This is a genomic window from Megasphaera sp. NM10, assembly GCF_000417505.1.
Lineage (GTDB): Bacteria > Bacillota > Negativicutes > Veillonellales > Megasphaeraceae > Megasphaera > Megasphaera intestinihominis.
The window spans coordinates 84,819-99,535 of the sequence record NZ_APHY01000035.1 but is presented as its reverse complement, the minus strand read 5'-3'; the positions used below and the strand labels follow the sequence as shown (position 1 = coordinate 99,535).

The 14,717-nt window shown below is 55.1% G+C and carries 13 protein-coding genes and 1 other RNA gene; 12 read left to right on the top strand and 2 right to left on the bottom strand.

Translation table 11 applies throughout. The features are described from left to right. Positions 1–193: 193 nt before the first annotated feature. Complete coding sequence (locus NM10_RS07180) at positions 194–676, bottom strand: hypothetical protein (RefSeq protein WP_020310925.1); 483 nt, start codon at positions 674–676, stop codon at positions 194–196. A 192-nt stretch (positions 677–868) separates the two neighbouring features. On the opposite strand from NM10_RS07180, the gene NM10_RS07175 reads away from it, so the two are divergent. After that, positions 869–2,206 carry an MATE family efflux transporter gene (locus NM10_RS07175; protein ID WP_036200915.1) on the top strand — a complete coding sequence of 446 codons (1,338 nt, stop codon included), beginning with the start codon at positions 869–871 and terminating at the stop codon, positions 2,204–2,206. 171 nt (positions 2,207–2,377) lie between these two features. On the opposite strand, the gene NM10_RS07170 is transcribed toward NM10_RS07175, so the two are convergent. Further along, a complete protein-coding gene (locus tag NM10_RS07170; protein WP_020310923.1) occupies positions 2,378–3,940 on the bottom strand; it encodes a nitrite/sulfite reductase in 1,563 nt (520 codons plus the stop codon). A 177-nt stretch (positions 3,941–4,117) separates the two neighbouring features. Between NM10_RS07170 and NM10_RS07165 the strand changes: the two genes are divergently transcribed. The 11 genes from NM10_RS07165 (at position 4,118) to acpS (ending at position 14,505) form a co-directional block, all read left to right on the top strand. Then, on the top strand, positions 4,118–5,599 hold the full coding sequence (locus tag NM10_RS07165) for a sensor histidine kinase (protein ID WP_020310922.1): 1,482 nt from the start codon (positions 4,118–4,120) through the stop codon (positions 5,597–5,599). Further along, a complete protein-coding gene (locus NM10_RS07160) occupies positions 5,596–6,282 on the top strand; it encodes a response regulator transcription factor (RefSeq protein WP_020310921.1) in 687 nt (228 codons plus the stop codon). The genes NM10_RS07165 and NM10_RS07160 overlap by 4 nt, the downstream gene beginning before the upstream one ends. Positions 6,283–6,403: 121 nt before the next feature. Beyond that, positions 6,404–7,963 carry an ArnT family glycosyltransferase gene (locus NM10_RS07155; protein WP_020310920.1) on the top strand — a complete coding sequence of 520 codons (1,560 nt, stop codon included), beginning with the start codon at positions 6,404–6,406 and terminating at the stop codon, positions 7,961–7,963. 59 nt (positions 7,964–8,022) lie between these two features. After that, entirely contained in the window at positions 8,023–8,319 is a 297-nt protein-coding gene (locus NM10_RS07150) for a hypothetical protein (RefSeq protein WP_020310919.1), read from the top strand. 366 nt (positions 8,320–8,685) lie between these two features. After that, a complete protein-coding gene (locus tag NM10_RS07145) occupies positions 8,686–9,285 on the top strand; it encodes a tRNA (adenine(22)-N(1))-methyltransferase (protein ID WP_020310918.1) in 600 nt (199 codons plus the stop codon). Between the two features lie 73 nt (positions 9,286–9,358). Beyond that, the gene (locus tag NM10_RS07140) at positions 9,359–10,477 is read left to right on the top strand and encodes a Nif3-like dinuclear metal center hexameric protein (protein WP_020310917.1); all 1,119 of its coding nucleotides are present in this window, start codon (positions 9,359–9,361) and stop codon (positions 10,475–10,477) included. A gap of 255 nt (positions 10,478–10,732) precedes the next feature. Then, positions 10,733–11,377, top strand: coding sequence for a thiamine phosphate synthase (thiE, locus tag NM10_RS07135; protein ID WP_020310916.1), 645 nt, complete (start codon positions 10,733–10,735; stop codon positions 11,375–11,377). A 401-nt stretch (positions 11,378–11,778) separates the two neighbouring features. Then, an RNA gene (gene rnpB / locus NM10_RS12990) (RNase P RNA component class A) lies at positions 11,779–12,126 on the top strand. Between the two features lie 291 nt (positions 12,127–12,417). After that, positions 12,418–13,641 carry an aspartate kinase gene (locus tag NM10_RS07130; RefSeq protein WP_020310915.1) on the top strand — a complete coding sequence of 408 codons (1,224 nt, stop codon included), beginning with the start codon at positions 12,418–12,420 and terminating at the stop codon, positions 13,639–13,641. 9 nt (positions 13,642–13,650) lie between these two features. After that, complete coding sequence (locus tag NM10_RS07125) at positions 13,651–13,950, top strand: hypothetical protein (protein WP_020723737.1); 300 nt, start codon at positions 13,651–13,653, stop codon at positions 13,948–13,950. Between the two features lie 189 nt (positions 13,951–14,139). Beyond that, positions 14,140–14,505, top strand: coding sequence for a holo-ACP synthase (gene acpS, locus NM10_RS07120; protein WP_020310913.1), 366 nt, complete (start codon positions 14,140–14,142; stop codon positions 14,503–14,505). The last annotated feature ends 212 nt before the right edge of the window (positions 14,506–14,717 follow it).

Below are 14,717 nucleotides of genomic sequence, written 5' to 3'. Positions count from 1 at the left end.
AGCTGACTGAGAGGTTGCTCTTTTAAATAGTTCGTGTTTCGTAGGGGTCGCCACGTGGGCGACCCGTTAGGGATTTGTGTGATTCTTCTAGCAGACTGGTCGGGAAATCGTACATATTTCAGAGCGGGCGCCCCACGTGGACGCCCCTACAAAAAAGAGGCTGTCGCGCATGCGGCAGCCTCTTTTTGCCCCCTCACCGCTTATGCAGCGGGTCGTATTTCCAATGATGGGCGTATTCTTTTAGACTTTCGGCGACGGCGTATTGGGCCGTATCGGTATAGACCATTTGCGTATCTACGGACTCTTCCCAGATGGGGACAGGCCAGTCGCGGGGCGGTTCGATGTAATAGAGCAGGAATTCCCTGGTCTTTTCGATGAACCATTCCGGCAGGCGGGGGTGGAATTTCTTGTAGAAGATGAACAAGTGGATGTGATTGGGCATGACCGTGAACTCTTTGATGATGGCAATCTGGTTGTTCCGCTGCATGGCCTTGAGGGCCCGCGTCGCCGCCATGCCCCAGGCGGTCGGCCGCCAGATGTGCTGTCCCTGATAGCGCAGGACTTTCCCCAGTGTTTCTTCCTTTTGATACGTACAAAAGGTGATGAGCTGGCACCGGGGAACGGTAGAGAAGGGTTCCCGCCATGCAGGAAGGGAGAAAAACGGTTTGTGATACATGGGCAACACCTCCGAAAAAAAAACAAAACGTTTAAAACAAGATGCGTGTTACGCCTATTGTACCCTGGAAATATGAAAGGGACATTAAAAAATCAGGGGCCTTGATTAAAAAATGATTAAAACTTGTTTTTGTGCCCTATCATGCTATAATAAAACTATTTCACTCCTTGTTATTAGAGAAAGGACGATTCCATGGTTCGCAGTATGACTTCGGGCAATCCCATCCGCCTCATCCTGGCTTTTACGGTGCCCCTTTTAATCGGCAATGTTTTCCAGCAATTTTATAATATCGCCGACATCATCATCGTCGGCCGCACTATCGGCGTCAATGCCCTGGCCGCTGTCGGCGCCGTGGCACCCGTCTTCATGGCCGTCTTCGGCCTGACGATCGGTTTGTCTTCCGGTTTTTCCGTCATCACGGGTCAGCGCTTCGGTGCCGAAGACATGGACGGCGTGCGCCGGTCTGTGGCGACGTCTGCCATGCTGGCCCTGGTCATCACCCTGATGCTGACGGCCTGCGTGAGCCTGGCCATGCCGCTCATCATGCGGCTCATGAACATTTCAGATGTCCTCTACGACGACGCCTATCATTACATGCTCATCGTCGTCCTCGGCCTGGTAGCCATGATGAGCTATAATCTCCTGTCCTGCATCTGCCGGGCCCTCGGCGACAGCCGGACGCCACTTTATTTCCTCATCGTGTCGTCTCTCTTGAATATCGCCCTGGCCCTGTTGTTCATCGTCGCCTTTGGCTGGGGCGTCTCCGGCTCGGCCATCGCCCTGGTCATCGCCCAGGCCGTATCGGCCGTGCTCTGCCTGTGTTTCATGCGCCGCCGCTTTCCCATGCTGCGCCTGACCCGAGCCGACTGGAACTTTGACTGGCCCTTTGCCTGGCAGCATTTGCGCCTGGGCCTGCCCATGGCCGTCCAGTTCCTTATCATTTCCATGGGCATCCTGGTCCTGCAGTCGGTCTGCAATACCTTTGGCCCTGAAACGATTGCCGGCTTCGTATCGGCGACGAAAATCGAACAGCTGGCCTTGCAGCCCATGATTTCCTTCGGCATCGCCATGGCTGTCTATTCGGCACAGAACTACGGCGCCAGCCAGTATGGCCGCATCCGCCAGGGCGTCCGTCAGTGCTCCCTCGTGTCCCTGGTATTCTGCCTGGCCGCAGCCGTGGCCATGTACAGCTATGGCCGGGAACTCGTCAGCGTCTTCACGACGGACCACGACGAAGTCCTCATGGAACAGGCTTTCCTCTATCTGAAGATGTCCGTCCCGTTCTATCTCTTCCTGGGCCAGATCTTCGTCTACCGCAACGCATTGCAGGGCATGGGCATTTCCAGCGTGCCCCTCATCAGCAGCATCCTGGAACTGGGCGGCCGCAGCGTATCGGCCCTGGTTCTGGCCGCCATGTGGGGCTACTTCGGCATCTGCTGTGCCAGCCCTATTTGCTGGGTCCTGGCCTGCCTATTTACAGGTGGTTCCTATTTCTGGGTCATGCACACCATGAAGGCCAACGGCTGTTAAAAAGGGAAGGGGACAGTCTATGAATACAGAGAAAGAAAACAATATGACTTCGTTAGGAGTATGAAGCATTTTTTTAGCAAGCTGATTGGGAAAACGTACATATTACAAAGCGGGCGCCCCGCGTGGCGCCTCTACAGAAAAAGCGCCGTCCGCGAGGACAGCGCTTTTTTTCTATTCAAACTGATTGACTAATTCTATGAGTCTTTCTTTATGCTGGGGATACCATTCGTTGTAGGACTGGTTGGCATCGAAAAGGGTCTGGTTGAGGGCCAGGAAGAAGTCGGGCAGGTGCTCGATGGTGATGACCCCGATTTGTTCGCCCATGACGCCTTTACCGATGGCGTAGTTGCCTCCGGCGTAGATGTTGAAGGCCGGTTCCATTTTGTCGCCGATTTTTTTGCTGGCGCCGCGCAGGCCCAGAGGAGCCAGCTGCTGGACCGTGCAGTTCGACGGACAGCCAGAGAAGTGGCATTTCGGCAGGAAGTGGCTGTCGATGCCGCGGTCTTTGAAGAGCTGGGCCAGTTTGACGAAGGTGCCGTGAGAATCGCGCAGGCCCTGCTGGCAGACCGTAGCGCCGATGCAGCTGACGGAATGTTCAAAGGCCGTCGTCGCCGTGTCGTCCGCCGTGAGGGCAGCGACTTTACGGGCTTCGTCTGCCGTGAGGTTGATGATGTAAGCCGTTTCGTCGGCATTGAGGCGGATTTCTGCGCCTTCCATGGTCTGGAGGGCCTTGAGCAGGTCGTGGAAGACGGAGAGTTTCGGCGTGCCGCCTAAAGGCTTGTATTCGACGTAATAGAGGCCGGCCTGTTTCTGTTTGCCAATGCGGCCGTCTTCGAGGACGCTGTCATCGGCGCCGCTCTTAGCTAACGGCGTTTCTTCTTCGATGGTCAGGCGGTAATCGCCTTCGGCCTTGGCTTTGGCGACGGCATCGCGGACGGCCTGGCGGAAGGCATCGTCGCCGAGCTTGGTGAGGATGAAACGCGAACGGTTCTGGCCGCGGTGTTCATAGTCGCCGTATTTCATGTAGACGTCCCGGCCATAGCCCAGGATGTAATAGGAAATATCCTGCGGATCGACGCCTTCGTCGATGAGGATGCCGAAGCGCGAGCCGTTGAGTCCGAAGCCGCCGCCGGCATAGACGTCGAATTTGTGGTCCGGCCGGGCCACGAAGCCCAGGTCCTTGAAGGTCGCATGGCCTTCGTTGTCCAGGCCGCTGGAGAAGCTGATTTTATATTTACGCGGCAAGTTGAATTTGGGAATGCAGTTGATGACGAAGTTGGCTGCTGCCTTGATGTACGGCGTCATGTCGAAGTATTCGCCCGGAGCGACGCCATGGAGCGGGCTGGCCGTGATGTTACGCGGATTGTCGCTGCCGGCGCCGACGCAGTAGACGCCGTGGTCGAAACATTCCTGATAGAGGGCGAGGACTTCTTTTTCGCCCAAATGATGGAGCTGCAGGGCCTCACCTGTCGTGAAGTGGACGAGGTCGATGTCGTAGCGGTCGAGGACGTCCTTCAGGAAAGCGATGTGTGCCGGTTCGATGGCACCGCCGGAAAAGCGCAGGCGCAGCATGGTGCTATGGGCCCCCCGTTCGCCATAGCAGCCGAACTTGCCCGACGTCCCCTTATATTTGGCCGGCGGCAGTTCCTTAGCGTAAAAAGCCTGCGTCGCTTCGACGAACTGCGGGAAGCGGCGGCTGATTTCTTCCTTTGTTTCTTTTGTGATTTGAGTCATTTCATAAACACCCCTTATTTAATCGAAAACTATACTAGATTTGTACCCTATTATAACAGACTTTTTTAAAGAGGGCAAAAGATTCACCAGAAAATTTGCTTTTTGTTATATTTTTGTTTAACCTTAGTATGTATATATGTATACTAGAAGAAAATTTAGAGAAACCAGGTGAGGACTATGCAACTCCGGGACTGGCGGCTGCGCAAGCGCCTCCTTTTTTCCAACTTTATCATGATTTTCATTCCCGTCCTGTTTACGGTCGTCGTCAGCATCGCCATCTTTTTGGCCCTGCAATTCGGCAACATCAACCGGGCCAGTATCATTTCCTTTATCTGGCCTGAGAGCGGTCAGAACATGTCCATCCAGTTCGAGCTGAGCCGCCTCCGTGTCCGGGCCGATCAGTATAATGGCAACATGGACCGTCTCCTCCAGGCCGCCGATCATTTGGAGGACCAGGGCCTCAATGTATCCATTTGGCGCGATAAGGAAGACCTCTACGATACGGATGGCATCGACAAGGTGTACCTGCGCCAGCAAGTCATGGCCGGTCATCGTCAGGGCCATGCCGACTTTACCTGGACTGGCGAAGGGCTGCGCTTTTACTACGTCTCGCCTCATACGGACATCCATTTGGCCGTCGCCGGTGCCGTGCCGAGTTATTCCGAAAACGAGTACATCGACTTGTCATCGAAGGACATCTTGAAGGTCGCCTTTTACGTCCTGGCTATTCTGACTATCTTGCTGACCATCCTCGTCGGCCTGAAACTGTCGCGCTGGATGGCCGGCCAGATCGTCGGTCCCGTCGAAAGGCTGCGCAATATGGCCGATGCCATCAGCCAGGGCGATTTGGACCATCCCGTCCCGATTTTGTCGCGTGACGAAATCGGCGATACCTGCCAGGCTTTTGAAAAGATGCGCCTCCAGCTGCGGGCTGCCCGGGATACGCGGGAAAAATACGACAAGAACCGCAAGGAACTCCTGGCCGGCATTTCCCATGATTTGTCGACGCCTTTGACGAAAATCGAAGGCTATGCCAGCGGCATCCTCGACGGCATCGCCAATACGCCGGAAAAAGAACGGCACTACCTGGGCATGATCGTCGATACGTCGCGCCACATGGCCGGCCTGGTCCGGACGCTCTTCCTCTTTTCCAAGCTCGACCTGGGCCAGGTGCCCTTCCATTGGGAAGACGTCGACGTGGCGGCCTATTTAAAGGATTATATTGGCGAACAGACGGACCATTTCCACCAGCAAGGGCTGGACGTGACCTTCCAGTCCTCCCTGGACAAGGCCGTCATTTCTATGGACCGTCAGCAGTTCCAGCGGGTCATTGAAAATATCCTGGGCAACAGCTTGAAATATAAAGACCAGGCCGTCGGCCATCTGGCCATTATCCTGACCGATGGCGGGGAAGGGGCATACCTCCTTTCTTTTGCCGATGACGGCTGCGGCGTCGAAGAGAAGGAACTGCCGAAGCTCTTTGAAAGTTTCTACCGCACCGACAAGGCCCGGACCAATGTGGCCAAGGGAAGCGGCTTGGGCCTGGCCGTGGTCCAGCAGATTGTCCATGCCATGAAGGGAAAAATCTGGGCCCAGGCGACAGTGCCTAAGGGATTGACCATTTGCATTTCGTTACCGAAAGGGGAATCACATACATGAAACGTATCTTGATTATTGAAGACGACCAGGGCATTGCCGAATTGGAAAGGGACTACTTGGAAGCCAATGGCTTCAGTGCCGACATCGCGGTCGATGGCAAGACAGGGGAAAAGAAAGCCCTGGAAGACGCCTATGACCTCATCCTGCTGGACATCATGCTGCCCGGCCGCGATGGCTTCCAGATTTGCCGGACTATCCGCGAAACCAAGGACATCCCGATCCTCATGGTATCGGCCCGGCAGGAAGACATCGACAAGATCCGCGGCCTCGGCCTGGGCGCCGATGACTACATCGTCAAGCCCTTCAGTCCCAATGAGCTCGTAGCCCGCGTCAAAGGTCACCTGGCCCGGTATGAACAGCTCACGTCCCGCGAAGTCCATCGCGACGTCCTGCACTACGGCGACTTGGAAATCGATGAGAGCGGCCACCGCGTCTTCGTCAAGGGGAAAGAAGTGACCCTGCCCAATAAGGAATTCGAGCTCCTCTTGTTCTTTGCCAAGAATCCGGGCATCGTCTTCAGCAAGGAGACCCTCTTCGACCGCGTCTGGGGCAGCGAAGCCCTGGGGGAAACGGCGACCGTGTCGGTCCACGTCAACCGCATCCGCGAAAAAATCGAAGAGGATACGGCCAACCCCCGCTACATCGAAACGGTCTGGGGCGCCGGCTACCGCTTCCGGGGTTAGCCTGACGGAATTTTTTACGGTCCTTTCTCGTTTTGTTATCGCTCTGTTTATCTTTTATTTAACTTCCCTTCCTATACTGATACCATCAAAACGGTAACGAATAGGAAGGGGAGTTTTTATTATGTATGAATTTCGTGCAAAACAGGAAGACGTGGCCCTGTCGGTATGGCAGCGCCTGTGGCAGAAAATCATGGCTTCGCCGGCTGCCATCCTCCTGGTCCTGGCAGCCATCCTCTGTTTTGTGGCCAACCACCTGCTGGTCGTCACGGACCCTGTCGAATCGAACTATGTTCTGACGGCTAAGGAAATGCTCGCTTCTGGCGACTACTTCTCACCGCGCATCTTCGGCGATTACTGGTACGATAAACCGATTTTCTTCTATTGGGAACTCATTGCCGCCTTCAAGCTCTTCGGCATCAGTAATTTCTCGGCCCGCTTTTTCCCGGCCCTATTCGGTATGGCCGGCATCCTCCTGGCCTATGGCTTCACGGCCCGCCTCTACGATAAGAAGACGGGATTCCTGACCGGCCTCATCTTGCTGACGACGGTAGAATATTTTTACCTCTCCAAGGCCATCATTACGGATATGACCCTCTTCGTCTTTTATTCGGCCTGCCTCATGGCCTTTTACATCGCCTACAGCGAAGGCAAGCCGCGCTGGTATTACCTGGCCTACGCCTTTGCCGGCCTGGCCGTCCTGACCAAAGGGCCTATCGGCTTCTTCCAGCCCGGGCTGATCATCCTGCTTTTCCTCGTATGGCGCCGGGATCTCAAGGCCCTGCTGCACATCAAGCTCTTTTCCGGCCTGATCCTGTTCCTGGCCATCACCCTCATCTGGTATGGTCCGATGTACGCCATGCATGGCAGCGACTTCGTCAGTCAGTTCATCGGCGTCCATAACGTCCTGCGGGCTACCGTTTCCGAACATCCTCAGTTCAATGTCTGGTATTATTACAGCGCCATCTTCCTGGCCGGCTTCATCCCCTGGGTCTTCACTCTGCCCCTGGCCTGGCGCGACTATGGCCTGACCCGGAAAATCGCGGCGGCCTGGCGGGAAAAACGACTGCGCCTGCCTGCCTTGTCCATGAAGACCCAGTTCCTCATCGTCTGGGCGGCTACGATTTTCGTGACCTATCAGCTCATGGCGACGAAATACATGACCTATACCTTCCCGTATATGATTCCCCTGGCCATCGGCTTTGCGTCGTATTTGAAGAAATATGACCGCCTGGTCCTCAACATGGCCGGCATCGTCCTGGCCATTTACGTAGCCGCTACGTGTACGGTCATCGTGCCTCAGTGCCAGCAGGCTTCGGCTTATGATGCCGCCCAGGTCGTCAGCGGCCTGGCCGATAATGAAACGGCCGTCGTCACCTATGGCGGCCGCTACCCCGTATCCCTGACCTATTATTCCAATCATCCGGCTTATCGCTGGAACAGGCTGATGACATTGCCAATAAACTGCCTGGCGGTATCAGCTGGAATGCCAAGAACGTCATGCCCTTCATGGCTATCGAAGACCTGCCGAACCATCCTAAAGTCCTGGCCGTCGTCCGCGACCGCGATGAAGCCCACTTCCTCCAGGAAGTACCGGGGAACTGGAAATGGCGCACCCAGAAAGGCGTTTGGGCCATATACCAAAAAGAAGCCGATTTGTAGCCCTCCTGAAATGGCCTTGTGACTGAATTGTAACGGCTCATGAGTATACTATGAGTAACCTAAATAAGGAGAGTGATACTTATGAAGAAGTTCAACTATATAGTACGCATGATGCTGGTTTTGGTCGTTACCTTCATGACCTTCAGCGGCGCCGCCCTGACGGCCCAGGCCGCAGGCCCCAGAGATTATCCACAGCGCTGGGAACAGCACGATGACCGCGACTATCGTCATGATGACCGCAACTGGGAAAAAGAACGGAAAGATTGGGAAAAGAACCATAAGACATCGACCCAGAAAGATGTCGACAAAGCCAACCGTAAGGCCAACATCGCCATCGGCGTGGCCGCCGTCGCCACCATCATCGCCTTGACGAAGTGAGTGGGAATAATAGTGGCTAGTGGTTCATGGCTCTCCTTATAGGAGAGCTGTCAGCGAAGCTGACTGAGAGGTTGATCTTCGTTATAGTTTGCAGTATTGAGTTTGTAGTTTGTAGAAAATTGCTTTAAATTTAAAAGCCTTCACTACAAACTACAAACTGCAAACTTAAAACTTAAAAAGGGGCTGTCGCACATGCGACAGCCCCTTTTTTCGACGAACGATGAACGACCTACGACTCTAACCGCTAACCCCTAACCGCTAACCCCTAACCCCTAGCTACGAACCACTAGCCCCTTTCAATTCTCGTCCCGTCTGTTATAATAGGGAGTGCAATTAGATTCTGTTTATAAAGGAAGTGTTTATATCATGAAATTAACGGACCGCCTGGCTGCGGCTGTATCCCTCATTCCACAGGGGGCCGTCATTGCCGACATCGGGACCGACCACGCCTATATCCCGGTCTCCGTCTGTGAGAGCGGCCACTGTCCGTCGGCCATTGCCGCCGATATCGTCCCGGGACCGCTGGCAGCGGCCGTGGCCCACGTCCGCGGTGCCGGCTTGACCGACCGCATCGACTGCCGCCTGGGTGACGGCCTGACCTGCGTCAAAGCAGGGGAAGTCGATGGCGCTGTCATCTGTGGCATGGGCGGCCCGCTGATGGTGCGGATACTCCAGACTTCCTATGCGGTCTGGCAGTCTTTGAAATTTGTCGTCTTGCAGCCCCAGAGCGATGCCGGTGCCTTGCGCCGCTACCTGTATGAGCATGGCTGGCACATCGAAGACGAACGGCTGGTCATCGACGACGGCCGCCTTTACGAACTGATGCGGGCCGTGCCGGGACAGGCCGGGGCCCTGCCGGACTGGATCTATGACATCGGCCCCGTGAACTGGCAGCGCCGCGACCCGCTGCTCAGCCGCAAGATAGACATTCTCATGGAAACAAAAGGGCACATCTTGGAAGGCTGAAGAAGAGCCGCAAAGATGTGCACGAACGGATGGAAAAAATAGAAAGCGAATTGCGCTTCTGGAGGGAATTGAAATGGCAACTACAGTAGGTGAAATCGTCAAAGTATTGAAAGCTTGGGCGCCGTTGTCGCTCAAAGAATCGTGGGATAATCCGGGCCTGCTCATCGGCAGCCCTGACGAACCGGTCGATAAACTCATGGTCACCCTGGACGTCATGATGGGGACCGTCGATTATGCCATCGAACACGGCATCCAGATGATCGTCAGCCATCACCCGGTCATTTTCGATGGCTTGAAATCCCTGCGGACCGACACATACAGCGGCCGCATGTACCAAAAACTCCTGGCCCACCACATTTCCGTCTACAGCGCCCATACCAACCTGGATAGTGCCGACGGCGGCGTCAACGACGTCCTGGCCCGCCTCCTGGGCTTGACGGATTTGAAGGGCCTCGTCCCCGTCGCCGAAGATAAACTCTATAAAATCGCCGTCTACGTCCCGGAAAGCCATGGTGACGCCGTCCGCCAGGCCTTGGCCGACGCCGGTGCCGGCTATATCGGCAACTACAGCGACTGTTCCTTTACGGCCAAAGGCGAAGGCCGTTTCAAAGCCCATGAAGGGACGCATCCCTTTATCGGTGAAATCGGGCAAGTCGAAAAAACGGCAGAAGAACGGGTCGAAACCATAGTCCCCGAAAGCAAGCTCCGTCAGACCGTACAGGCCATGCTGGCCGCTCATCCCTATGAAGAACCGGCGTATGACCTGTATCCGCTGAAAAATGCCGGTCATCCCTTCATGATGGGCCGCGTCGGGACCTGGCCGACACCGGAACCGGCTATGGACGTCTTGAAGAAAATCAAAGGCCTCCTTCATCGCGATGCCTTGTCCTATGCCGGCGATACGGACGTCATCGTCCGCCGCGTCGCCCTTCTCGGAGGTGGCGGAGCTGGCTTCATCAAACTGGCGAGAGACGCCGGTGCCCAGCTTTACCTCACAGGTGATGTCAAATACCACGACGCCCAGGAAGCCATCCGACAGGGCATCGTCGTCGCCGACGGCGGCCACTTCGGCACCGAATCGCCTGTCGTCGCCGACCTCTGCCGACGCCTGGAACAAGCTGCCGAAGAACAGCAATGGCACATCACCTGCGAAACCGACCCGACCAGTAAGGACATGCTGCATTATATGTAAAGCGCCTTATGGCGCGCCGTTCGCAGGTCGCAGGCCGCAATGGCTCCCCTGATAGGGGAGCTGTCAGCGAAGCTGACTGAGAGGTTGATTTCCTGTCAGATAGTGCCGCTGTGAAATTCAACCACAGCCCATTCTTGTCCAATGGCGGGTTTTTACGAGCCACGAGCCACGAACCACGAGCCACGGCCTTCCAAGGCGACCAGCGAACTGCGGGGCCGTCAGGCCCCATTAATTCCCATAGAAAGGAAACGTATCATGACTAAAGAAGAACATGTAAGACATTTATTAGAAGACCCGGTATATGCCATTATGGGCAACGAGGAACTCTGCCTGGGCCGTAGCAATATGGACGTCGCCAAGGAATTGATCGCGGCTGGCGTCACGATTATCCAGTACCGCGAAAAACATAAGAAATGGCGCGCCAAGTACGAAGAAGCCAAAGCCATTGCCCAGCTCTGCCACGACCACGACGTGACCTTTATCATGAACGACTCGACAGACCTGGCCATCGCCTGCGGCGCCGACGGCATCCACGTCGGCCAGGATGATGCACCGGCCCAGATCGTCCGTCAGCTCGCCGGCCCGGACGTCTTCATCGGTGTATCGACCAATACCGTCGATGAAATGAAACAGGCCCTGGCTGACGGTGCCGATTACGTCGGCTTCGGTCCCATGTTCCCGACACAGTCCAAGAAAGACGCCGACGAAGTCGTAACGCCTGAAGCCAAGGAATATGCCCTTAAATTCGACCTGCCCGTCGTCACCATCGGCGGCATCAGCCTGGCCAACATCCGCAGCCTCTACGACGAAGGCTTCCGTTCCTTTGCCATGATTTCCGCCATCGTAGGCCAAAAAGACATCAAAGGCGCCGTAGAAAAAATCCGCCGGACCTTGCGTTAGCTATAAGCGAATAGAGCTTATAGCGCCGGTCGCAGTTCGCAGACCGCCGTCCGCAATGGCTCCCCTGATAGGGGAGCTGTCAGCGAAGCTGACTGAGAGGTTGATTTCCTGTCAGATAGTGCCGCTGTGAGGTTCAACCACAGCCCATTCTTGTCCAATGGCGGGGGTTTACGAGCCACGAACCACGAGCCACGAACCACGAGCCACGGCTTTTTCCATGAGCCGAGGGGTTCCCGAGGCGATGTCGTCAATTTGAGCTTGTCGCCGCGCAGCGGCATCTGAGTCCATGGCGGCCTGCGACCTGCGGGGCCATCAGGCCCCTGATTCGATGAACGGAATCGGCCTGCGGGCCCGTCAGGCCCTTGACTCTCATCATCAAATATGGTATCCTATACGAATGATGAGTATGAAAAGCAATCGCTAGTGCTTTTGCATTAGAGGAAAGTCCGAGCTCCGTAGGGCAAGATGCCGGCTAACGGCCGGCGAAGGTGACTTTAGGGATAGTGCCACAGAAATGTGTACCGCCACGCAAGTGGTAAGGGTGGAACGGTGCGGTAAGAGCGCACCAGCGGTGCAGTAATGCATCGGCTAGGTAAACCCCATCTGGAGCAAGACCGAATAGGGGAGGGATGAAGCGGCCCGCTGATCTTCCGGGTTGTGTCGCTTGAACATGCTGGCAACGGTATGTCTAGATAGATGATTGCTGCTGCGCAAGCAGAACAAAACTCGGCTTACTGATTACTCATCACCTTGTGAATCTAAAAGGACTGTTACACGAAGGCATAGGCCATCGTGGACAGTCCTTTTTTTATGTTTGAAAACGGCCATTTCATCACGATGAACGAAGAACGACCTACGATGAACGGACGGCGGCCTGCGACCGGCGAACTGCGGCCTGCGGGCCTTTAGGCCCTACAAGCCCTTTACATTTCCCCTTGTCCATGATATCATTTCAATAAGTGGTTTCAGATGGTAATAAACCATAATAATGAATTACCATGATAATGAATACTTAAACAAACAAAAGCGAGGGATTTAAGTTGGCATTAATCGTTAAGAAGTTCGGCGGCAGCTCCGTTGCGACACCGGACAAAATGCGGGCTATTGTACAACGAGTCTTAAAAGGCAAAAAGCCTGAAGACAAAATCGTCATCGTTGTTTCGGCAATGGGGGATACTACCGACGATTTAGTGACATTAGCAAAGCAGATTACCTCTAAGACTTACGGCCGTGAAATGGATATGCTCCTGACGACGGGCGAACAGGTCTCCATCGCCCTCATGGCTATGGCTTTCCAGGAAGCCGGCCAGAAGGCTATTTCCTTTACCGGTGCTCAGGCCGGCATCAAGACCAGCGATTCCTTTAACAAAGGCCGTATCCTGGCATTGAAACCGGGCCGCATCATGAAAGCGCTGGATCAGGGCAATATCGTCGTCGTCGCTGGTTTCCAGGGCATTACGGGCCATGGCGATATCACGACGCTGGGCCGCGGCGGTTCCGATACGACAGCCGTTGCCATTGCCGGTGCCATCCATGCTGATGTTTGTGAAATCTATACCGACGTTGACGGCGTATACACGTCCGATCCCCGTGTCGTTCCCAATGCAAGGAAAATCGAACAGATTACATACGGCGAAATGCTGGAAATGGCGAAACTCGGCGCCGGTGTCATGCAGCCCCGTGCCGTCGAAATGGGCAGCCGCTTCGGCGTCCCCATCCATGTACGCTCGACTTTTTCTGAAGATGAAGGAACTATGATACAGGAGGATTGCTCTATGGAAGTCAAACAGTATCTCATCCGCGGCGTCGCTTCGGATAAAAATGTTGCAAAAATCACCGTTTTAGGGATTCCCAATAAACCGGGCTTCGCTTATCGCGTTTTCGCTGAATTGGCAGAAAAACACGTCGACGTCGACATGATCGTCCAGAGTGTCCGCATTGCCAACGAAGGCGTAACGGATATTACCTTTACCATTGCCCGTACGGACCTGGAACAGGCCAAAGCTGTCTTTGCCAATCTGCGCAAGGAAATGCCTGTCGAAGATATCCTCATCGATGATAAGATGGCTAAAGTTTCTGTCGTCGGTGCTGGCATGGCCGGTCATCCGGGCATCGCTGCCGGCATGTTCGGTGTCCTCGGCGATAACGGCATCAATATCGAAATCATTTCCACTTCGGAAATCAGCATCACCTGCCTGATTGCAGAAGATGTCATCGACAAAGCCGTCAAAGCTATCCACGCGCACTTCTTCGACGAAGACTGAGGGGGATACATGTCTGTATTGGATAGCTTTACAGAAGAGATGTTGCAGTCTGAACTGCCCAAACGGGTCATCCTCGAACGCCTGACCCATGGCCTGGAAGTAGAAAAGCCGCCGCAGTTTGCCATTCCGGCTCCCAAATACACCTTTGAGACCAATCTGCACGGCTTCCGTTACGACTATCAACATCAGACCGTCACCATTTCCTATAAAGTAGCCCACGGCCTTCATGACGATATGACCGTATCCTTTATGACTTTCCGGGTCATCCTGGAAGGATTGGGCGTTTGTATCCGAATGCAGAAGTGGTAGTGAAATACAGAGGGGGTTGTCGCCAATGCGGCAGCCTCCTTTTTGTGGTGAAGGAGGGGAAACGCGGTTCGCAGGCCGCAGATGGCAGTCCGCAATGGCTCCCCTGATAGGGGAGCTGTCAGCAAAGCTGACTGAGAGGTTGAGAGGCATGCGTAGGGGCCGTCAGGCCCAAAAAGGAGGGGAAACGCGATGCATTGCGGAACCGATATCGTACAAATCAGCCGTATAGCGGACATGGCCGCCCGTCACGGCCGTTCCTTGGGCCGCTTTTTTACGGAACAGGAACTGGCTTATTGCCAGCGGAACGATGGTACCTGGCGGGCCGAATCGCTGGCCGGCATCTTTGCTGCCAAAGAGGCTTTGTTCAAGGCCTTGGGGACCGGTTTCCGCCAGGGAAAATGGACGGACGTCGAAGTCTGCCATGACTCGTTGGGAGCCCCGTATTATCAGCTCCATGGCTATTACGCCCAGGCCGTGGGCCAGGATGGCCAGCTGCCGTCCCTGTCCATCGCCCACGACGGCGATTACGCCATCGCCTTCACCGTGTTAGGGTAAAAAAACGCAGTCCGCAGGCCGCAGATGGCAGTCCGCCATGGCTCCCCTAATAGGGGAGCTGTCAGCAAAGCTGACTGAGAGGTTGATTGGCTGTCAGATAGTGCCGCTGTGAGGTTTAACCACAGCCCATTCTTGTCTAATGGCGGGATTTTACGAACCAAGAACCACGAGCCACGGCCTTTCCTCGGACTCAGATGCGGCGTTGCCGCGAC